Annotated in this window: 21 protein-coding genes; 8 read left to right on the plus strand and 13 right to left on the minus strand. The window is 36.0% G+C overall.

What is annotated here, in order from left to right; all coding sequences use genetic code 11:
• Window positions 1-135: 135 nt before the first annotated feature.
• Genes MNO09_RS25000 through MNO09_RS25010 form a run of 3 tightly spaced genes read right to left on the minus strand, consistent with a single transcriptional unit; the run spans window position 136 to window position 2002 of the window.
• Entirely contained in the window at window positions 136-312 is a 177-nt protein-coding gene (locus MNO09_RS25000) for a ComZ family protein (protein WP_001986215.1), read from the minus strand.
• 53 nt (window positions 313-365) lie between these two features.
• Entirely contained in the window at window positions 366-1238 is an 873-nt protein-coding gene (locus MNO09_RS25005; RefSeq protein ID WP_000486167.1) for an NAD-dependent epimerase/dehydratase family protein, read from the minus strand.
• Window positions 1239-1267: 29 nt separating this feature from the next.
• A complete protein-coding gene (locus tag MNO09_RS25010) occupies window positions 1268-2002 on the minus strand; it encodes a lipase family protein (RefSeq protein WP_000028696.1) in 735 nt (244 codons plus the stop codon).
• Between the two features lie 156 nt (window positions 2003-2158).
• On the opposite strand from MNO09_RS25010, the gene MNO09_RS25015 reads away from it, so the two are divergent.
• Window positions 2159-2341 carry a YjzD family protein gene (locus MNO09_RS25015; protein ID WP_001211113.1) on the plus strand — a complete coding sequence of 61 codons (183 nt, stop codon included), beginning with the start codon at window positions 2159-2161 and terminating at the stop codon, window positions 2339-2341.
• Window positions 2342-2379: 38 nt separating this feature from the next.
• Here the strand turns inward: MNO09_RS25015 and clpB are convergent, their stop codons facing one another.
• Complete coding sequence (gene clpB / locus MNO09_RS25020; protein ID WP_000365366.1) at window positions 2380-4980, minus strand: ATP-dependent chaperone ClpB; 2601 nt, start codon at window positions 4978-4980, stop codon at window positions 2380-2382.
• Between the two features lie 211 nt (window positions 4981-5191).
• Window positions 5192-5371, minus strand: a complete 180-nt coding sequence (locus MNO09_RS25025; protein WP_000531420.1) for a YjzC family protein — start codon at window positions 5369-5371, stop codon at window positions 5192-5194.
• Between the two features lie 492 nt (window positions 5372-5863).
• Between MNO09_RS25025 and MNO09_RS25030 the strand changes: the two genes are divergently transcribed.
• The 3 genes from MNO09_RS25030 (at window position 5864) to MNO09_RS25040 (ending at window position 7116) form a co-directional block, all read left to right on the plus strand.
• Window positions 5864-6673, plus strand: coding sequence for a Cof-type HAD-IIB family hydrolase (locus MNO09_RS25030; RefSeq protein WP_001041226.1), 810 nt, complete (start codon window positions 5864-5866; stop codon window positions 6671-6673).
• A 104-nt stretch (window positions 6674-6777) separates the two neighbouring features.
• A complete protein-coding gene (locus MNO09_RS25035; RefSeq protein ID WP_000516816.1) occupies window positions 6778-6918 on the plus strand; it encodes a hypothetical protein in 141 nt (46 codons plus the stop codon).
• Entirely contained in the window at window positions 6919-7116 is a 198-nt protein-coding gene (locus tag MNO09_RS25040; protein ID WP_000527398.1) for a DUF3813 domain-containing protein, read from the plus strand.
• A 34-nt stretch (window positions 7117-7150) separates the two neighbouring features.
• On the opposite strand, the gene MNO09_RS25045 is transcribed toward MNO09_RS25040, so the two are convergent.
• Entirely contained in the window at window positions 7151-8008 is an 858-nt protein-coding gene (locus tag MNO09_RS25045; RefSeq protein ID WP_000364455.1) for a YitT family protein, read from the minus strand.
• 100 nt (window positions 8009-8108) lie between these two features.
• Between MNO09_RS25045 and MNO09_RS25050 the strand changes: the two genes are divergently transcribed.
• Both MNO09_RS25050 and prsA read left to right on the plus strand, forming a co-directional pair.
• Window positions 8109-8240 (plus strand): DUF3941 domain-containing protein, encoded by a 132-nt coding sequence (locus MNO09_RS25050; protein WP_001120851.1) that lies wholly within the window; start codon window positions 8109-8111, stop codon window positions 8238-8240.
• Window positions 8241-8370: 130 nt separating this feature from the next.
• A complete protein-coding gene (prsA, locus tag MNO09_RS25055; RefSeq protein ID WP_070168539.1) occupies window positions 8371-9228 on the plus strand; it encodes a peptidylprolyl isomerase PrsA in 858 nt (285 codons plus the stop codon).
• A 52-nt stretch (window positions 9229-9280) separates the two neighbouring features.
• Here prsA and MNO09_RS25060 read toward each other — a convergent pair whose 3' ends face one another.
• On the minus strand, window positions 9281-10135 hold the full coding sequence (locus tag MNO09_RS25060; protein ID WP_000281275.1) for a CvfB family protein: 855 nt from the start codon (window positions 10133-10135) through the stop codon (window positions 9281-9283).
• A gap of 238 nt (window positions 10136-10373) precedes the next feature.
• Between MNO09_RS25060 and MNO09_RS25065 the strand changes: the two genes are divergently transcribed.
• Window positions 10374-10865 (plus strand): YajQ family cyclic di-GMP-binding protein, encoded by a 492-nt coding sequence (locus tag MNO09_RS25065; protein ID WP_001040146.1) that lies wholly within the window; start codon window positions 10374-10376, stop codon window positions 10863-10865.
• A gap of 530 nt (window positions 10866-11395) precedes the next feature.
• On the opposite strand, the gene MNO09_RS25070 is transcribed toward MNO09_RS25065, so the two are convergent.
• Both MNO09_RS25070 and MNO09_RS25075 read right to left on the minus strand, forming a co-directional pair.
• Window positions 11396-12283 carry a helix-turn-helix domain-containing protein gene (locus MNO09_RS25070; RefSeq protein WP_070168538.1) on the minus strand — a complete coding sequence of 296 codons (888 nt, stop codon included), beginning with the start codon at window positions 12281-12283 and terminating at the stop codon, window positions 11396-11398.
• Window positions 12284-12664: 381 nt separating this feature from the next.
• Entirely contained in the window at window positions 12665-13966 is a 1302-nt protein-coding gene (locus MNO09_RS25075; RefSeq protein WP_050552146.1) for an alpha-amylase family glycosyl hydrolase, read from the minus strand.
• A 213-nt stretch (window positions 13967-14179) separates the two neighbouring features.
• Between MNO09_RS25075 and MNO09_RS25080 the strand changes: the two genes are divergently transcribed.
• Entirely contained in the window at window positions 14180-15412 is a 1233-nt protein-coding gene (locus MNO09_RS25080) for an ammonium transporter (protein WP_001055859.1), read from the plus strand.
• Between the two features lie 186 nt (window positions 15413-15598).
• Here MNO09_RS25080 and MNO09_RS25085 read toward each other — a convergent pair whose 3' ends face one another.
• The 4 genes from MNO09_RS25085 to asnB all read right to left on the minus strand — a co-directional run bounded on the left by MNO09_RS25085 (window position 15599) and on the right by asnB (window position 20545).
• On the minus strand, window positions 15599-15895 hold the full coding sequence (locus tag MNO09_RS25085) for a hypothetical protein (RefSeq protein ID WP_002096801.1): 297 nt from the start codon (window positions 15893-15895) through the stop codon (window positions 15599-15601).
• A gap of 129 nt (window positions 15896-16024) precedes the next feature.
• Entirely contained in the window at window positions 16025-17491 is a 1467-nt protein-coding gene (katB, locus tag MNO09_RS25090; protein ID WP_001069186.1) for a catalase KatB, read from the minus strand.
• Between the two features lie 59 nt (window positions 17492-17550).
• A complete protein-coding gene (gene hemH, locus MNO09_RS25095; RefSeq protein WP_088106945.1) occupies window positions 17551-18510 on the minus strand; it encodes a ferrochelatase in 960 nt (319 codons plus the stop codon).
• A 187-nt stretch (window positions 18511-18697) separates the two neighbouring features.
• Window positions 18698-20545: an asparagine synthase (glutamine-hydrolyzing) gene (gene asnB / locus MNO09_RS25100; protein WP_000333990.1), complete on the minus strand. Its 1848-nt coding sequence runs from the start codon at window positions 20543-20545 to the stop codon at window positions 18698-18700.
• Window positions 20546-20696 lie beyond the last annotated feature (151 nt).

Genomic DNA, 20696 nt, shown 5'->3' on the forward strand with positions numbered 1-20696 from the left:
AATCCAGCATTATTCACTTTATTGTTTATTAAAAGAAACAGAAACATACCTTTCCTCTTTCTTTTGAAATATAAAAAGGCCCGAACCGCTTCTATCCACGGTTCGAGCCTCTCTTCCCTTCCAAAAAAGAAGGTTTTATTCTTTATCTGCTTTCCCAAGCTCATATGCTTCGTTCATAACTTTCATCAATAACTCTAATACTGGTTGTGCTTTCTCCATATCAAGCGCAATTCCATTATCATCTAAAATGGCCTTTGCTTCTGGTAAATGCTTCATTGCGATTTGTAAAAATTGCATGCTTTTCTCATTCATATTATGTTCTTCCTCTCCATTAAAACTTTCACATACATAGTGTAACACGCTCGCTATCCTTCGTATAACTCTTTATATTTTTTCATATGTGCCAATTGTTTATTTAAACCGTATTCTAACGGAGTATTTCTTTTTATCGAAATAACCTCGACAGTATCATCTCTTTCTTCCTCGCTCTTTTTATGCACTTTATCCGCTGCACGTAAAAGGTTCATACCTTTTTTCCATAATGACTTTTTACCACTAAGTAAATTGTATATGCCGAGATGCTCCTCGTTCATTCCATTTTCCCATAAGTATTCACATACATCTTCCACGTACAATAGATCACTTCCATTTTCCTCACTCGCATAATGACACTCTTTCTCATCCAGTTCTGATAAAATGAGCTGATGATACATCATAAAAGATGGTTGCCATGGCCCATATAATGTAGGAACTCGAAATACACTATATGGTGCCTCTCCTTTTTTCAATCCTTCTTCCACTTTCGAAAATAAACGTTTATTTTCAGATTCATCTACGTTTCCTACTTCAATAGAAGAAATTAGATTTAACTTCACTTTCTGTTCTGCACACAGTTTTATAATCCGCTTTAAATACTGTAATATAACTCTTTCATTCCGAAAACCACTTTGTTGATTTGGCTCATACAAGCAAAAGTAAACCGTATCGAACTTCTCTCCTTCTACTGATCTCCATCCATCTTCATCTCTTATCGAATAATACGTAAATAACGCATTTCGTCCAATCAACAATAACTTCTCCTCATTAATTTTTGTCATATTCTCGAATTCATCAAAATCAAGACCGTACACTTCTACTTCTTCTGCAATCATTTTATTCACAAGGTGATAACCTACAAACGTAAGTGCACCTATAATTAGCACGCGCTCCATACCACCAACCCTTTCTCCTTGAAACAAATAGCTCCTCATTTATGTATATGGGAGCTTCACAATTCTTCTTCATATTTTTTAAAGAAATCAGTCGTTTGCCTAACCATTTTATATTTCACATCTTGCAGATGGAATAAGACAGAAGTATCGCATTGATTGAATTGCCTCATTTTCTCATATTTACGTAACAACTGTTTTCTTCCTCTTTTTTCTTGTGTTGATACGAAAACTTTAACAGGTACACAAGACGGAAGAAGCGTAAATGATTTCTTATTTATTTTGGATTCTAATTCTTCTTCTTTGGAATCATACGCCAAACTTAATTCCTTCACTAATCTTTTGTAAAAAAACTTATGCTCTTTTTCAAACTCCACATATTCTGGTAAATCTAAACACGGATTTAACATAATGACAGAGCGTATACATTCAGGGTATTTGTTCATCATTTCAAGTGCTACAAGTGCACCCATACCATCTGCCATAATGTGCATTTTCGTATTTAATGTCTCTTTTCTCAAAACAACGTCATATAAGCGTTTTGCTAGACGAATAGATTGATCGTTTCCCCAATGCCTTCCATATAAATTAGAGGAAAAGACCGTATAGCCTTCCGCAATAAGGCCATGTAAAAAATAAGATCTTCCTGCATGCTGTGTCCATAAACTTGTACCATTCTCAATAAAGTAGTTGTAATCACCGAGAAGCATAACAGAAAATCCATTTGGCTTCTCCGGTAAATAAATGACACATGGTTCTTTTTCTAAATAAAAAAAACGTTCCGTAATACTCATTTTTCCCCCGCCTTATTTTCTAAACGTATAAAAGTACTCTTCTATAATGTATGAACGGAATGCAAATTTGCGTTGAAAAATCTACAAATATTTTTCTATATTCTTTTTTCAATTGTGTTACAATAAGGACAGATTGAACGAATAGAGGTGTAAAATATGCGTTTCATTTGGGCATTAATTTGGTCGTTCGCGCTTGTACATATGATGAGCTACGTAATCGGCTCTATGACTGGCGGTACATACGATTTTAACCAAGCGTCTATTTTCTCAGTTGTTCTTGCGGTATTAGTACTAGCAATTTCAGCTACAATTCCAAACGAGCCAGTAGAACAACACTAAAAAAAGAGTCCGGATTTTATCCGAACTCTTTTTTTATTTTACTTTACATGAACGACTAATTCGTTATTTTCTACATCAACAACTACGTGACTGTTATCAGTAATCGTTCCTGCAATTAATTCTCGTGCTAATTTCGTCTCAACTTGACGCTGTACATATCGTTTTAATGGACGAGCTCCGTACATCGGATCAAAGCCAGCTTCTACAACAAACTCTCTCGCTGCGTCTGTTAATTCTACCGTAATATGACGGTCAGCTAAACGACCTTGTAATTCTTTTACAATTTTATCAACAATACCTTTAATTTCATTCGTTGTAAGAGGTTTGAATAAAATAATTTCATCGACACGGTTTAAAAACTCTGGTCGGAAATGTCCTCTTAATTGCCCCATTACAAGTTCTCTTGATTCCTCTTTAATTGAGCCATCTGCTTCTAATCCATCTAACAAATGAGCAGATCCTATATTTGAAGTCATAATAATAACCGTGTTTTTAAAGTCTACTGTACGTCCTTGAGAATCTGTAATGCGTCCATCATCTAACATTTGTAATAAAATGTTGAATACTTCTGGATGTGCTTTTTCGATTTCGTCTAACAAAATAACTGAATACGGTTTACGTCTTACCGCTTCTGTTAATTGACCGCCCTCTTCATATCCAACATATCCAGGAGGCGCACCAATTAAGCGTGACACAGCGTGTTTCTCCATATATTCAGACATATCGATACGAATCATTTGCTCTTCACTGTCAAATAACGTTTGTGCTAATGTTTTTGCAAGCTCAGTTTTACCAACACCTGTCGGTCCTAAGAAAATAAATGAACCAATTGGACGATTTGGATCTTTAATACCAGCGCGCGCACGAAGAACTGCGTCTGATACAAGGCTTACCGCTTCTTCTTGACCGATAACACGCTCTGATAAAATTTGCTCTAAGCGTAGTAATTTCTCGCGTTCACCTTCAACGAGTTTTGCGACAGGAATACCAGTCCAGCGTGAAACAATATCAGCAATCTCTTCTTCACTTACTTCCTCACGTAATAAACGATTTTCCTGTTTATTATGTGCGCCCATTTCTTCTGCTTCTTTTAATTCTTTTTCGATAGCTGGAATTTTCCCGTGACGAAGTTCTGCTGCTTTATTTAAATCGTAATTTCCTTCTGCTTCTTCTAACTCACGGCGCAAGCGCTCTAAATGTTCACGTAAGTCACGCACTTTATGAATGTCTTCTTTTTCTTTCTCCCATTTCGCTCTCATACCACTTGCAACTTCTTTTAAATCCGATAATTCACGTTGCAACGTTTTCAGGCGTTCTTGGCTACCAAAGTCCTTCTCTTTTCCAAGAGCCGCTTCTTCAATTTCTAACTGCATAATACGACGCGTTACTTCATCTAATTCTGTTGGCATAGAATCAATCTCTGTTCGAATCGTTGCGCACGCTTCGTCAACAAGATCAATCGCTTTATCTGGTAAGAAACGATCCGAAATATATCGATCTGATAAAACGGATGCTGCTACAATCGCGCGGTCATGAATATTTACACCGTGATAAATTTCAAAGCGCTCTTTTAAACCACGTAAAATGGAAATTGTATCTTCAACAGTTGGTTCTTCTGCTAATACTTGTTGGAAACGTCTTTCTAGCGCTGGATCTTTCTCAATATATTTACGATACTCATCTAACGTTGTCGCCCCGATACAATGCAGTTCACCGCGCGCAAGCATCGGTTTTAACATATTTCCTGCGTCCATCGCACCTTCTGTTTTACCAGCGCCGACGATTGTGTGAAGTTCATCAATGAATAATAAAATGCGGCCTTCACTCTTTTTAATTTCATTTAATACAGCTTGCAGACGCTCTTCAAACTCACCACGGAATTTCGCTCCAGCTACAAGTGCACTCATATCTAATGCGAAGATTGTTCTATCTTTTAATCCTTCTGGTACATCCTTCTTCACAATACGCTGTGCTAATCCTTCAACGATTGCTGTTTTACCAACACCGGGTTCACCAATTAAAACCGGGTTGTTTTTCGTTTTACGTGAAAGAATGCGGATTACACGTCGAATTTCACTATCGCGACCGATAACAGGATCAATTTTCCCTGCTCTCACTTCCGCCACTAAATCACGACCATATTTTTCTAACGCTTCATAAGTTGCTTCTGGATTTTGACTAGTCACTCTTTGATTCCCCCGAACTGTCATTAAAGACTGTAATAAGTTATCTTTTGTAATGTGAAATCTTGTAAGTAATTGATTTATATCGCCTTTTTCTTCTGAAAAAGCAAGCAATACATGTTCAACTGAAATGTAGTCATCTTGCAATTTCTCTGCTTCTTTTCCTGCTCTTACAAGTAGTTGTTGCAGAGCACCTGTTATATATAATTTCCCTACTTCTGCACCGCTTCCCGTTACAGAAGGTTTTTTCTTAATTAAACTTTCGGCGCCTTGCTTTAACGCTTCTATATCGACATTCATTTTTTGAAAAATACGCACTGCTAACCCATCTTGCTCTTCTAATAATGTAAACAAGAGATGAATAGTATCTACTTCTTGATGATGATGAGATACCGCTAAAGATTGGGCACTCATAATCGCCTCTTGTGTTTTTGTTGTCATTTGATTTAAGTCCATCTTTACAGTCCCCCAAATGTTTGACTTTCTTTGACCTTTGATTTGATTATACGCCAACTGACTTTTTTATACAATAATTTTGCTTATGTATTTTCAAACTTATTATTGGAAAAAGAAAAAGGGAACATTCATTATACAGTTGAAAAATATACGGTAAATGAAATTATAATTTGTAACGACAAAAAAGCCGCAATAATGATTGCGGCTTCTGTTACGGTTTTCTTTTATACGTCCACTGACGGTTATGATTCGCGTTATCTGGAAACTTTTCACCCGCAGTTAATTTCACCATTTGCGGATCTTTTACCATACTTCCTGTTTCACCAATTTCTACGTAAATGCCATCGTTTGGCGCTTTTTGTCCAGAACGAAACCTGCGATTTTGTCCCATTTCCATTCTCCTTCCATGACGTCTTTGCCTCATTAGTATATCCATTTTAAAAGAAAGCTTTTCTGTCATGTTTAGGAAACAAGTACTACATTTCGTTCTCGTACATATACATGAATGACACAAGCATAGGAAGGGATTTCTTTCCTATTTGTAGAAAAAAAAGAAACCAACCTACTATAGGCCAGCTTCAAAGGAGAGTCAAACATATACGAGAAGATTACATATTCATTATAAGCCTCATCATACGAGCAATGTAACCCTTTTCACAATTTGTACATAATGAAAGAAACATTGTTTGAACTTTCTAAAAAGATATTGACTTTTCTTAATTTCCAGCGAGAAATAGTAGACACCGCAGCACTTTGCGACGTAAGATGGATATATAGTGAACTTTCCATCTTTGGTGTTCTCACCCAGTTTAACCTCTTATTTCTGCATATTAAAAACGGAAATACAGATAGAAACAAAAAAATTATTATAAGAGGTGAAATTATGAATAAACAGCATTTAATCGCATTAGACTTAGACGGCACTTTATTGACAGACAACAAAATAATTTCCACTCGAACAAAACATACAATTGCAAAAGCAAAGGAACAAGGACATATTGTCGTTATTTCAACAGGACGTCCATTCCGTGCTAGTTTTGATTACTATAAAGAACTCGGTCTTAATACACCAATCGTAAACTTTAACGGCGCTTACGTACATCATCCTCTTGATTCAAAATGGGGAACACATCACTCTCCTCTTGAGCTAGCAACAGCGCAAGAAATTGTCCGAGCTTGCTTTGATTTTGGCGTGAAAAATATATACGCTGAAGTAATGGACGATGTGTATGTTCGTGAAATTGATGAAGATAAAAAACATATTTTCGAATTCGGTTCTCCAAATATTTTTACAGGAGACTTATTAAATACTCTAAACGATCATCCAACCTGCTTATTAATTGACGCACATGACGAGCATTCCAGTGCAATTCGTCAACATTTAACTGATATGCATGCTGAAGTAATCGACCATAGAAAATGGGGCGCACCTTGGCCGATTATTGAAATCGTAAAAAGCGGGTTAAATAAAGCTGTCGGATTACAAAAAATTTCTAGTCATTACAACATTCCACAAGAGCGAATTATCGCTTTCGGTGATGAAGATAACGACTTTGAAATGATTGAATTTGCTGGTCATGGCATCGCAATGGGTAATGCAATTCCTGAATTAAAATCACTCGCAAATCATACGACATTAACGAATGAAGATGATGGTATTGCGCTATATTTAGAAGAGGTTCTTGGGTTGTAATCTAAAAATTCCCTGCTTATAGTTTTTCGCCAAACGCTCATACTATAATTAGACGCCGGATTATCGCGTCGATTGTTTTCAGCTAAATAAAGGGGGTTTTTCGAATGGGTAAAAAGAACAAATCAAAACGTTTTATCCAACAAGGAGCCGATGCCGTTATGAAGCATGATGCAAGATTCCCGTACAGAGGTACATTAGCTGAGGCAGAAAAAGCGAGAAGTAACTCTTCTTTTGGAGGGGTTTAAATGGGGAACTTACTATTCCAACAAGCTAGAGATGCCGTTGCAAATGCCGTATCTTGTTCAAGCGGTACTGAGCAACAAGATCTCGTATATAGGGCAAAAAACGCTTTGCACTCTGCTTACGCAAACTCTTCAACAGCTGAAAAAGTTCAGCTACGCGAAATGCAAGAGCAGTTGCAAAACATTACGAATTTACATTAAAGATAAAGAGGACCAGCTTTGGTCCTCTTTATCTTTAATCTTTTCGAAACAAGCCAAACACCCCAACCGTCTGTAATACGTTCGTAAATGCACCTGGGTCCACTTGCCTAATAACCCTTTCTAATTCATACAACTCATAACGCGTAATAACAATCATTAACATTTCCTTATTTTCATTTGTATAAGCGCCTGTTGCTGGTATAGTTGTAATCCCCCTCACTAAGCGAGAATGAATCGCCTTTCGTACATCTGCCCCATTCTTCGTAACGATTAATGCTGTAATCTTCACATGACGCGTATGAATCGCATCGATAATTCGCGTTGATACATACAAAGTCACCAAAGTATATAATGCTTTTTCCCATCCATACACATAGCCAGCGGCGATAATGATCAGTGCATTAAAGAAGAAAAAATACGTACCGACAGGCTTGTCTTTAATCTTTGATAAAATCATGGCGATAATATCTAAACCACCTGTAGAAGCCCCCCACTTTAAAGCAATTCCTACTCCAATCGCCGAAATAATCCCGCCAAAAATCGCATTCAATATGATGTCGTTCGAGACTGCCCTAACCGGGATAATTTCTAGAAACAAAGTCATAAATACAACGCAAAGAAAACTAAAGAAAGTAAAGGCCTTTCCAACCTTTTTCCATGCTAAAATAACGACGGGAATATTAAACAAACTAAACAATACCCCCGTTGATATGTGAATAGATAAAAAGTCCCCTAATATTTGTGATAACAATTGAGACAATCCAGCAAAGCCACTCGCGTACACTTTCGCTGGCGTTAAAAATAAATTCATTCCAATCGCGTTTAACAAACCTGCGACAATTACAACGATTAACTTCTTTATAAGTTCGGTATAATTCAACTTCAAATCCATTTCTAATCCACCTTTATTATTCATGAATGCACTGCTATACATAGTCTTTACGAAAAAGGAAATGATAAACGTACAACGGTTAGAAATGGAGTTGATACATATGCCACATACGAGTGATAACGACAAAAAAGCACGCGATAATAATGCAAAGCGTACACAAAAAAATGAGCAAGAACAAAAAAATATTCAGCAAGGTAAGCGTGCCTATTCTAAAAAGACTGATCACCTTTGATCCCATCGTACATCAACAATATTGTTGATGTACTTTTTTTACATTTTACAGGGAAAAAACATTAAAAATTCACTTCATGTTCACTTCTATATTCTACAATAGCGATAACATATTCGGATGAGGTGTTGGCATGAGAGGGAAACACATTTTCATTATTACTGCACTAATAAGTATATTAATGCTAGCTGCTTGTGGACAAAAAAACAGCTCAGCTACAGTCGCTACAGCAACAGACTCAACCATTAAGAAGAGCGACTTCGAAAAACAGTTGAAAGATCGTTACGGAAAAGACATGCTATACGAAATGATGGCACAAGACGTTATCACGAAAAAATATAAAGTATCTGACGATGATGTAGATAAAGAAGTACAAAAAGCGAAAAATCAATACGGAGATCAATTCACAGCAATACTCGAAAACAATCGTTTAAAAGATGAAGCTGATTTCAAAAATCAAATTAAGTTCAAACTTGCTATGAATGAAGCGATCAAGAAAAGTGTTACAGAAAAAGACGTGAAAGACCACTATAAACCAGAAATTAAAGCGAGTCATATTTTAGTAAGTGACGAAAATGAAGCGAAAGAAATAAAGAAAAAATTAGATACCGGTGCTTCATTTGAAGAATTAGCAAAACAAGAATCACAAGATCTACTATCAAAAGAAAAAGGTGGAGACCTTGGATACTTCAATTCAGGCAGAATGGCGCCTGAATTTGAAACAGCTGCCTATAAACTAAAAGTCGGACAAATTAGCAATCCCGTTAAATCACCAAACGGTTATCATATTATTAAATTAACTGATAAAAAAGAGTTAAAGCCCTATGATGAAGTGAAAGACTCTATTCGTAAAAACTTAGAAGAAGAACGTATTGCCGACCCTACATTCAGTCATAAGTTAATACAAAAGGAATTAAAAAAGGCAAATATTAAAATAAATGATAGTGACTTGGAAGATACGTTTACTCTTGCGCATGAGCAAGGGAATTAAAAAAGCACCGCCTTATTTTTACAGCAAAATAAGGCGGTGCTTTTTATTTAATTTACTTCTTAAAATACGTCCAACCTTCTTCTTGATAAATCTTTTCTTCTTTCATCAACTTACCAAGCGCGCGCTTAAATGCAGCTTTACTCATGTTGAAACGTTCTTTAATGTCTTCTGGGTTGCTCTTATCCCAAAATGGCATTGCTCCGCCTCGTTCTTCCATATATGCATAAATTACAGTAGCATCATCTTCCATTCCTTCTTCTTTACGAGGAAGAAGTGAAATGTTAATTGTACCGTCATCTTTCACGTCAATAATACGGCCAGTTACACGTTCACCGATGCGGACTTGTTCTTTTCTTTCAGTATGGTGTAAGAAAGCACGGAAATGCTCATCAGTTAGTATGAATGAACCAACTTGAAGTGAACGATACACACGTCCATTTACGTTTTTATTACGCATAGATGGCGTCGCATCTACGATAATTTCTTGCATATCACTGTCTCTTGCCGGAAGAGCGATAAGGCGATCTCGATTCGTTAATTTTAACGTACAATATAATTCGTCTCCAACTTCAGGCCATACTGGCATATAAATCGGGAACTCATCAGCTGGGATTAGTATATCTTTTGATACACCAATATTAACAAACACACCTAAACTAGGAATAACTTCTACAACCTTTACCCAGTTCCAATCAAAAGTTGTAATAAGTGGCTCCTTCATTGTTGCTGAAACACGATTTTGATGATCAAGGTATAAGAATACATCAATCGTATCGCCTTCTTCAATTTCTCCAACTAATTCGTTTTTATGTAGGAAAATTTCTTCCTCTTCATTCCCAACCATATATCCGATTTCCGTTTCGCGTAAAACAGTTACCTGTTCAATCGCTCCTAATTGTAAATACATATTTTTTAATTCCCTTCTATATATATAAAATTAACTTTTTTATCTTTTTATCATTCCAAACAAAAGTTAATTATAACACGATTTTTCCTTTATTTGTCCAACTGCCCAAAATTCACTATAATAAAATGAGGTTACATAAATATAAGTATGAAAACACTTAAGTCCAGACTCGTTTTCAGCTATACTTTAGTATGTACAGTACATAAAAAGATTAGAAATTTATTTGGAGGTGCTAACTATGGCAAAAGATAGTTCTTTTGACATCGTTTCGAAAGTAGAATTACCTGAAGTAACAAACGCAATTAACATCGCATTAAAGGAAATCCAAAACCGATATGACTTTAAAGGAAGTAAAAGTGATATTAAATTAGAAAAAGAAGTACTAGTTTTAACTTCTGACGATGAGTTCAAATTAGACCAAGTAAAAGACGTTCTAATTTCTAAGCTTGTAAAACGTAACGTTCCAATTAAAAACTTGGATTACGGAAAAGTTGAAGCTGCGACTGGTAACACTGTTCGCCAACGCGCAACACTTCAACAAGGTATCGATAAAGATAACGCGAAAAAAATTAACAACATCATTAAAGAAATGAAATTAAAAGTAAAAACACAAGTACAAGATGACCAAGTACGTGTTACAGCGAAAAGCCGTGATGACTTACAAGCAGTTATCGCAGCAGTTCGCAGTGCTGACTTACCGATTGACGTACAATTTATTAACTACCGCTAAAAAGAAAAACATCCTCTGTGCAGAGGGTGTTTTTCTTTTTAGCTTGTAGAGAAAATATTACAAAGTCTAAGCTTACGAGCAATCAGATTTTTAGAATGGGTATTTAATTATTATGCATAAACGAAGAAGATCCTTTTAATAATCGGCACAAAAAACCTCCCCCCACTCAAATGTAACAATTTATGAGTATAAGAATATTTTCCACCCTTTCATGTAATGTAAAATTAGTAAGGAATTTATTTTTCGAAAAAATGTTAATTAAACAAGAGTTAGAAGTGGTTATTTGAAGAAATTAATACTATGTTTTTTATTAACTACATTCTGTCTATATATTGCAGGGTGTTCTAATAATATAACTACACCCGGGGATACACCTAAAACTTCAACACCTGCGAAGTGTAAATACATCAACAAAGCTTGGTATAAGAAACCTATAAAATGTAATAATTGATGATATAAGTTATAAAAAAAGACACCATAAGGTGCCTTTTTTTATAGAAATTAATAAGATATTCATCAGAAATTATGAGTCATTTTTTATTTTGTTTTTCAAAATATTTTTCTTTAACTATTTTGATCAGATTTTCTTTTTCTGTTAGTTCAAAGATAAATAATGCTTTTTTCATGTTATCAGCTACATCTTCTTCATTATATTGTTTCAGCTTTAGTAAATTCCAACCTTTTCCATAATATAATTCACCTAATAAATATAACGTGTTTAGATTAATAGCTAATTTGATACCCATATCATTGTATTTTATTGCCTCTTCATGTTGATTTGCATGACCTAAAATTTTGGCTAAATTAAAAATGATTTTTAATTTAATCTCTTTATCTCTAGGGAAATCTAACTTATTAAAATTAGTTAAACATCTTCTTAGTATATTAATACTATTTTCATACTCTTTATTTTCCCCATAAAATATAGCCATTGACTGCATAATATCTATTTCTCTTTCTGATAAAAAATCACCATTCGTTACAGTTAGTTTTAATGCACTATTTAAAAGATTTAAAGCAGTTTTTATTGATTTATTCACATGAAATATAGCAATTGCTTCATGCCATATTAGAAATTGTTTATCTTCTTTTAACTGGAAATTACTTTCGTTTTTCTCTTGTTTCACTATTTCATAAAGTTCACTATATTGTTTTTGCTTTGTACAATCTCTCATTACATATTTTACATTTTCTACATATTTTAGTTTTTTGTTTTGAGTTAGTGCGAAAATATTATTTGGATCAATACCAAGTCTTTCAGATAATTGATATAACAATATGCTAGATGGATAAATCATACCTTTTTCTATTTTGCTAATTTGACTTTGCGAACATATTCCATGACACAATTCAGATTGTGATATATTCTTTTTCATTCTAAGTTCTTTAATGGTAATACCCAAATCGTAAAATTCCATTTTTCCTCCTCAAATATAGCCCTCAATGAGTAACAGAATATTTTTCACCCTTTAATGTAATGTAAAATTAGTATAGTTGCAATTATTGTTTGTTCTATAGGTCTTTTCACTTCTTTGCTCAGCTGCATTTCGAGGCGAGAGTCTTCCTTTACAAAAATAGTAGAATACAATGAAAACGAACTGTCACCTCACTCATAAGAAGAAAATGATTTAGCGAAACTAATCCTTCTATAGAGACTAATACATATCCATCATAAGGAACTTCTTCTCTTTTTTTATCGGTTCTCACACAAAAACAGGCTAGGGAGATAGTCTTCTCCTTAGCCTGTCCCCTCTCATTAGAGGAGTTTTCGTACTTATTAAGAACAACACATCCATTACTCATTTCCGTCTCTTTTTAACCGCAATTAAAAACACAATAAATAATACGTTCACACCGACTATTAAGGAGATAAATAACCAATTCACACCTGTTTCTCCGCTAATTTTATACACATTTGATTCTTCGCGCTTTAAAACAAGATAAAACTTTCCGTTTTCTTCTCTTATAATTTCATCTTCTAACAATCCTCTTAACTCTTGTTTTTCACCAATCGCACTTACAGGCAAAGCAACTTTTTGTGTTTCTTTCGTATTATTAATCGCTACTAATGTTACATCATCTTTATACTTTCGTTTTAGTATACTCATTCCATCTTTATCGTATAAAAGCTCAAACGTTCCATGGCGTAGAGATGGTCTCGCTTGTCTAAGCTCACCGAGTTTCGTTATGTGCTGCACAAATTTTTCATCTGATTTGAAATCCATTAATCGTCTATTATCCGGAGTATCCCCTCCATCTAATGCAATTTCAGTCCCGTAATAAAAATTCGGAATACCTGGTGATGTTAATAAATATGTAAGGGCTAGTTTCAAACGAGATGGTGGATAATTCATATTCTCTTTTGCAATACGGGCAAACCTTTTTGTATCTTGATTATCTAAAAATGTAACGGATTCCCCTTCTTTTTTACTCACATCATATAAAGGTTTCACCGATACATCTACTTTAGAAAACGATTCTACTATTTTTTCGTTATATTCACTATCTTCCTTTGTCATAATACGAAAATCTTTCTTTATCACTTGCATATCTTTTTGCACGTCATCCCAGAAAGAACGCGACTTTTTTTCACTATGTATCACATAACTTCCATCTAAATCGACTTCTTTGATCCACCATTTCATCGCGTCGATGACTTGTTTTTCGTTTTCCCCAAGCGGAAATTGAAGTACAACTTTCATTCCTTTTGCGCGCGCTTCTTGTACAAGTTCTTTCACATCATTTCCTGTTCCGAAATGTTCATTTACCTTTTGAAAATTACGCACGTCTAACCCATCATACTTTCCACTTTCAAAAAGCGGAGAAAGCATAACAGCGGTAAAGCCCATTTCTTTTATGTAATCCAGTCTTTTTATAATCCCTCTTATATCTCCGCCCTGATATCCTTCTAAATTGCCAACTTCTAACTGTTTGTCATTTTTCGGTTCTCCATTATTGAAGCGATCAATCATAATGGAATATATGACTTCGTCTCGCCACTCTCTTTTTTCATCTGCAAACGTATGTATTGGTACAAACAAAACGACAGCTAAACAAAAACAAATGAATAGTTTCCTAGTCCGTATTTTTTCCACACGCATCCCCCATATTTTTTAATTGTAAGAATATTATACCAATTTTCCGAACGAATCGCATACGTTGATTTCATTCCCCTCAAAATACTTCATGTCAGATTTTCTAACATGAAGTATAAAGTTTTCTGAATTTTTAGTTGATTTTTCATTTCGTTTCGAATATGATATGAAACATAACAAGTTGATGTTATTTTTTCTAACATTATAGGAGGAGAGAGAATGAATATGGGAGATACGGTTTTTATGTTTGTAACAACAGTAATGGTCATGTTAATGACACCAGGATTAGCACTTTTTTATGGGGGCATGGTTCGCAGTAAAAATGTACTTAGTACGACAATGCATAGTTATAGCGCAATGGCTATCGTTTCGATTCAATGGATTGTGATCGGCTATTCTTTATCATTCGGACCAGATTGGCACGGACTTATCGGTACACTCGATTGGTTGGGTTTAAACGGAGTTACCTACGCACCAAATCCAGACTACTCATCTACTATTCCTCACAATTTATTTATGATGTTCCAACTCATGTTCGCTATTTTAACTCCCGCTTTAATTTCAGGTGCATTCGCCGAAAGAATGCGATTTTCTGCTTTCCTTATTTTCATCCTCCTATGGACAACAATCGTTTACAACCCTGTCGCTCATTGGGTATGGGGCGTTGGCGGGTGGCTAAGAGAACTTGGCGCGTTAGACTTCGCTGGTGGTAACGTCGTTCATATTACATCTGGCGTGGCCGGCCTTGTATTAGCTATTTTCCTTGGAAAACGAAAAAACATAAACGGTACTTCTCCTCACCATTTACCATTCACAATGTTAGGCGCAGGCTTACTATGGTTCGGCTGGTTCGGTTTTAACGTCGGAAGTGCATTATCTTTAAACGACGTAGCTTTAACTGCATTTATCAATACAAATATAGCCGCTGCTGCCTCTGCATTAACTTGGATGCTTTCAGAATGGTTCTTCCAATCAAAACCGACTGCGATGGGAGCTGCTTGTGGTGTAGTTTCCGGTCTAGTCGCTATTACACCAGCTTGCGGGTTCGTTACACCTTTCTCCGCTCTTCTTATCGGAGCAATTGGCGGCGTATTATGCTTCGGAGCAGTCTTTTTCTTAAAAACAAAATTCGGATACGACGATACACTTGATGCATTCGGATGCCACGGTATCGGCGGAACTTGGGGCGGTATTGCAACAGGACTATTTGCAACTACTACTGTAAATGCTGATGGCGCGAACGGATTATTTTACGGAAACGCTGCTTTACTGTTTAAACAACTTGTAGCAATCGGCGCAACATACGCATTCACAATCATAATGACGTACGCCATTATTAAAGCGATTAACTTCTTCCTCCCTGTTAGGGTAGATGAGCATGAGGAACATATGGGACTTGATATTTCGATGCACGGAGAGAAAGCTTATGAGTATACAGAGCGAGTGAACTAAAAAAAGAGATGCAATCTATTAGTAGTAGATTGCATCTCTTTTTATTGTACTTACCAGCATTGGATACCCCACCCAGTATTCCGGTAAATATATCGGCGATTCTCCGGATATCTCGACGATTTTTTAAATATATCGATTTACCAACAAATTCCGACATGACGAAACTGAAGAATACTCCGGTATAACTTACGAATCACCATACTTACTTTTATTCAAACTTAATATAATAAGAAACGCAATTGCTATTACAGCTAAAAAACGAACCGGATTAAACGGCGTTCCTACCGTTTCATTAAAACGATGATAAATAAAAGGGATTATCTCAAGTACCATTAGCCCCATCGCAATTTTAAATGTCTCAGCCATCGCTTTATTTTTTATAAACGTAGCACGCTCATCACCTTGTTTTCCAATTGCTATAAACATTTTTATAATAGCAAACACCACAAACAAAAAGACACTTAGCGCAATAATAAAAATCAAAACATCCCTCAAAAATACACCTCATATATGTAAAACTTATTTGACAAGAGTATAACATCTTTCACTCTGTATGTAAAACATCTTTTACACATAAAAAAAGACGACCGTTTAACAGTCGTCTTTTCCTACTTATTTCGGAGCATTTCCCACATATTGCGTAATATCAACATTTAAAGCTTGCGCTAAACGCATTCCGTAATCGTGATCTGCACGGAAGAAGTTACAAATGGCCAGTAATTTTGTGCGCTCATTTACGTCTTTTAAGTCATTTGTTAAGTTTGCAATTAAATTGTCTTGCTCTTCTTTAGAGAATGAACGGTAACGCTCACCTGCTTGTTTGAAATCATTTGGTTTGTCAATTTTTTCACGAGATACATAGCCTTCTACTTTCATAGTTGAATCGCGGTAAGCTTTGTCTTCAACTGGATTTTCAGTATGACGGCTCGGTTCGTAGTTAATTGTAGATGGGTTTTGATTGATTTGCATCGCACCATCACGTTGTTGATTATGAACAGCTGCGTACGGGCAGTTTACAGGAATTTGTAAGTAGTTCGCACCAAGACGGTAACGCTGTGTATCTGGATAAGAGAATAAACGACCTTGTAATAATTTATCTTCAGATGGTTCAATACCATTTACAGTTGCACTTGGAGAGAACGCCACTTGTTCTACTTCAGCGAAGAAGTTTTTTGGGTTACGATTTAACGTCATTGTCCCTACTTCAATTAACGGGAAGCGATCTTCTGGCCATACTTTCGTTGGATCTAGCGGATCAAAGTCTAAAGAATCCGTTTCATCTAGTTGCATCACTTGTACGTGTAAATCCCACTTCGGATAATTTCCTTTTTCGATTGCATCGAACAAGTCACGAGTTGCATGGTTGAAATCTTTCCCTTGTACTTCTTGCACCTCTTTTGCACTTAAGTTACGTACACTTTGCTGTGGTTTCCAGTGATATTTAATGTAGACGATTTTACCTTCTGCATTAATCCATTTAAATGAATGGACACCGAAACCTTCCATTTCACGATAGCTTGCTGGTGTACCGTAATCAGAAAATACCCACGTCATCATATGTGTAGATTCCGGACTTAACGTCATGAAATCCCAGTAACGATCTGGTGTTTGAACATTTGTATCAGGTGCTGGTTTTAAAGAATGCACCATATCAGGGAATTTAATTGCATCACGAATGAAGAAGACCGGTAAATGGTTACCTACGATATCGTAATTTCCTTCTTCTGTATAGAATTTAACAGCGAACCCGCGTGGGTCACGAGCTGTTTCTGGAGAACCTTGACCATGAATAACCGTTGAGAAACGAACAAATACAGGCGTTTCAGTTCCTTCATTTTGTAAAAATGCTGCTTTCGTATATTGCTTCATGCTGTTTTTCGTTACGAACACACCGTGAGCACCTGCACCACGTGCATGCACAACACGCTCTGGAATACGTTCACGATCAAAGTGCGCAAGTTTTTCTACTAAATGATAGTCTTCTAATAATACCGGTCCACGGCGACCAGCTGTACGAGAATTTTGGTTGTCTCCAACTGGAGCACCTTGGTTTGTTGTTAAGCGATTATTTGGATTCATCTAGGGGGATCCTCCTCTTTCTTTCATAGTAATTATTATTTATTTAAAATCATTATAAACTAATTATTATTCAAAACTAAATTCTTGTCAACCATTCCCTTCATTTTTTTGGAAACAATTTCAGCTAAGCAATCGATGAATACAGATTGTGAATTCGGCATATTTGGTCTAAAATATGCGACATTTAATTCATCAGTTACAACTTTACACTCATAATCGTTGTCATATAAAACTTCTAAATGCTCTGCCACAAAGCCAACTGGGCAATATATGAAAGATTCATATCTACGCTCTTCAAATAAATCTCTCGTTAAATCTTGCACATCCGGACCAATCCATGGGTCAGGCGTATTTCCAGCACTTTGCCAACCCGTTGTATAGTTTTGAATATTGGCAGCCTCCGCAATTAAATCTGCTGTATGCTGCAATTGCTCCACATAAGGGTCCCCTGCTGTAATAATTTTTTCTGGCAAACTATGTGCTGAAAAAATTACGACTGCTTTCTCTTTATCTTCAATCTTTGTAAATGTTTCTTTTATTTGATCTACCCAATACGAAATAAACTTCGGTTCATCGTACCATTGTTCAATCGGTTCAATAACAGGACCACCGATTTCTTCCGAAAGACGAATAGCACGGTCATTATATGCTTTAATGCTAAATGTAGAATAATGCGGTGCTAATACGATACTAATCGCTTGCTCAATTCCATCGCGCTTCATCTCTTCTACTGCATCTTCTATAAATGGGGCTATATGTTTTAATCCTAAGTAACAAGTAAATTCATACTCTGTAAATATATTATTCATAGAATCTGTTAATTTATGCGCTTGCTCTTTCGTAATTTTTGCAAGTGGTGAAATTCCGCCAATCGCTTTATAGCGCCCGATTAAGTCTTGGAGTGCTTCTTCTGAAGGTTTATGCCCATGGCGAATATGTTTATAGTACGCTTCTACATCATCTAATGATTCTGGCGTTCCATACGCCATTACGAGTAAACCTATTTTTTTCTTTGTCATCTATATAACACCTCAATTTTATAAATGAGAAGCTTTTTCAAGAACATTTGTTTCCAATTATAACAACTAATAATAAGTACGTCAAAATAATTATTCTAAATAAGTATTATTTCTAATATAATTTTGAATTTTATTTGACAATTTCTTTAATAAAAAGCGACTTACATAAAAGTAAGTCGCTTTTCTTCTATTCTTTAATATTTACCCCATATTCTTTAAACCAAACGTGAATTTGCGCTAAGTGAGCTAAAAGTTGCGGCCCAGTCATTAATTGACCGAACCAAGGCGATTGAAATGCACTACCGCCTGACTCAATTAATCCGCTCAGCTGTTCTTTATCAAATAGTTCGTGCAAAATTGAGCCTTTATCCGTTAATAAATCTTGTAGCCATACTGTTACTGCTTTCGTATAGTGCGGATTATGCGTTTTCGGATATGGGCTCTTCTTTCTATATAGGATGTCATTTGGAAGTAACCCTTCTAACGCTTTACGCAATAGACCTTTTTCGCGGTTTTTATACATTTTCATTTCCCAAGGAATATTCCACGCATATTCGACAAGTCGGTGATCCGCAAATGGAACACGTACTTCTAAGCTTGCCCCCATACTCATACGGTCTTTTCTGTCTAATAATGTTGTCATAAACCATACCATATTCAAGTAAAATAGTTGTCGTCTCTTTGCTTCAATTGGGCTTTCTCCCTCTAAAATAGGAACTTCTTGAATGGATTCTTCATAACGCTGCTGTACATATTGTTGTAAGTTTAATTTATTTCTCCATTCTTTCTTTAGCAGTTGTTCACGCGCTTCTGTAGAGCGCATCCACGGAAACGCACTCGATTGTAAATCATCTTCTCTATAAAACCACGGATAACCACCAAATATTTCGTCTGCACATTCCCCAGATAAACCGACGACAAAATCTTGTTTAATTTCGCGGCAAAACCATAATAATGACGAATCGATATCTGCCATACCAGGCAAATCACGAACGAGTACTGCTTCTGTTAAATACTGTGCTAATTGTTCATTTGAAATGACGCAGCGATGATGGTTTGTTTGAAACGTCTCAGTCATCAAATGAATAAATGGCGCATCTGAATTCGGCTGAAACGCATTCGCTTTAAAGTATTTGTCATTATCTTCATAATCAACAGAGTATGTGTGTAATTGCCCTTTTCCTGACCTTGCATATTCTTTCGCAGCAATTGCTGTAATCGCACTCGAATCTACACCTCCTGATAGAAAAGTACATAGTGGTACATCCGAAACGAGCTGCCTTGTAATCGCATCTTGTAATAAAAAGCGTGTTTTCTCTACTGTTTCTTCAAAAGAATCTTCATGTTTTTTGCTTTCCACATTCCAATATCTCCATATACATAAACCGTTCTTTGAAAATGTCATCGCATGCCCTGGACGTAATTCTTTTATACCAGCATAAATGCCATGACCAGGTGTTCTAGACGGCCCAAGACCGAATATTTCGGATAATCCTTCTAACGTTACTTCCGCCTTCACATCTGGATGCGCTAATATCGCTTTTAACTCTGAACCAAATAGTAATCGCCCACTATCATATTTATAAAATAGCGGTTTTACACCTAGTCGATCTCGTGCAATAAATACTTGTTCTTTCTGTTCATCCCATACGGCAAACGCATATATACCGTTTAAATGATCGACACATTCTTCTTTCCATTCAATATACGACGCTAATAGCACCTCCGTATCCGAATGACCTTTGAACGTATATCCTCTTCTTAATAATTCCTTTCGAATATCTTCTGTATTATACAGTTCACCGTTATAGCAAATTGCATAATTCGTTTCGTCTTTTAAACAAGTCATCGGTTGTTTACCACCCTCAGGATCAACAACGATTAACCGTTTATGCCCAAATGCGACATTGCCTTTAATCCAAACTTTATTATCATCTGGGCCACGTTTCGCTAACGTCTCAGCCATCTTCGTAACGACGTCCCGTTCTCCTTCTAATGAGCGTTTATAATCCACCCATCCTGTAATCCCGCACATACGAATCATCCTTCCATCTTATTTCTTTTCCTAAACGAGCAGTAATCCCCACCTTAGAGGTGCGGATCAAAAAAATGAAAAACTTAACGATAACCTACTATCCACATATGGAATAGCATTTTCACTCAGTAAAACGTGTGTTATTGTATGC

Origin of the sequence: Bacillus sp. N5-665 (genome assembly GCF_022637375.2) — a bacterium.
In the GTDB taxonomy this organism is placed as follows: domain Bacteria; phylum Bacillota; class Bacilli; order Bacillales; family Bacillaceae_G; genus Bacillus_A; species Bacillus_A wiedmannii.

What these genes read in the sequence shown, in the direction of transcription:
- hemH (WP_088106945.1), bottom strand. Translation starts at nt 18,510, where the DNA reads ATGACAAAGAAAAAAATAGGTTTACTCGTAATGGCGTATGGAACGCCA.
- MNO09_RS25060 (WP_000281275.1), bottom strand. Translation starts at nt 10,135, where the DNA reads ATGTATTTACAATTAGGAGCGATTGAACAGGTAACTGTTTTACGCGAA.
- MNO09_RS25050 (WP_001120851.1), top strand. Translation starts at nt 8,109, where the DNA reads ATGCCACATACGAGTGATAACGACAAAAAAGCACGCGATAATAATGCA.
- clpB (WP_000365366.1), bottom strand. Translation starts at nt 4,980, where the DNA reads ATGGACTTAAATCAAATGACAACAAAAACACAAGAGGCGATTATGAGT.
- MNO09_RS25080 (WP_001055859.1), top strand. Translation starts at nt 14,180, where the DNA reads ATGAATATGGGAGATACGGTTTTTATGTTTGTAACAACAGTAATGGTC.
- MNO09_RS25015 (WP_001211113.1), top strand. Translation starts at nt 2,159, where the DNA reads ATGCGTTTCATTTGGGCATTAATTTGGTCGTTCGCGCTTGTACATATG.
- MNO09_RS25000 (WP_001986215.1), bottom strand. Translation starts at nt 312, where the DNA reads ATGAATGAGAAAAGCATGCAATTTTTACAAATCGCAATGAAGCATTTA.
- MNO09_RS25075 (WP_050552146.1), bottom strand. Translation starts at nt 13,966, where the DNA reads ATGCGTGTGGAAAAAATACGGACTAGGAAACTATTCATTTGTTTTTGT.
- prsA (WP_070168539.1), top strand. Translation starts at nt 8,371, where the DNA reads ATGAGAGGGAAACACATTTTCATTATTACTGCACTAATAAGTATATTA.
- MNO09_RS25035 (WP_000516816.1), top strand. Translation starts at nt 6,778, where the DNA reads ATGGGTAAAAAGAACAAATCAAAACGTTTTATCCAACAAGGAGCCGAT.
- MNO09_RS25025 (WP_000531420.1), bottom strand. Translation starts at nt 5,371, where the DNA reads ATGGGACAAAATCGCAGGTTTCGTTCTGGACAAAAAGCGCCAAACGAT.
- katB (WP_001069186.1), bottom strand. Translation starts at nt 17,491, where the DNA reads ATGAATCCAAATAATCGCTTAACAACAAACCAAGGTGCTCCAGTTGGA.
- MNO09_RS25065 (WP_001040146.1), top strand. Translation starts at nt 10,374, where the DNA reads ATGGCAAAAGATAGTTCTTTTGACATCGTTTCGAAAGTAGAATTACCT.
- MNO09_RS25010 (WP_000028696.1), bottom strand. Translation starts at nt 2,002, where the DNA reads ATGAGTATTACGGAACGTTTTTTTTATTTAGAAAAAGAACCATGTGTC.
- MNO09_RS25070 (WP_070168538.1), bottom strand. Translation starts at nt 12,283, where the DNA reads ATGGAATTTTACGATTTGGGTATTACCATTAAAGAACTTAGAATGAAA.
- asnB (WP_000333990.1), bottom strand. Translation starts at nt 20,545, where the DNA reads ATGTGCGGGATTACAGGATGGGTGGATTATAAACGCTCATTAGAAGGA.
- MNO09_RS25045 (WP_000364455.1), bottom strand. Translation starts at nt 8,008, where the DNA reads ATGGATTTGAAGTTGAATTATACCGAACTTATAAAGAAGTTAATCGTT.
- MNO09_RS25030 (WP_001041226.1), top strand. Translation starts at nt 5,864, where the DNA reads ATGAATAAACAGCATTTAATCGCATTAGACTTAGACGGCACTTTATTG.
- MNO09_RS25040 (WP_000527398.1), top strand. Translation starts at nt 6,919, where the DNA reads ATGGGGAACTTACTATTCCAACAAGCTAGAGATGCCGTTGCAAATGCC.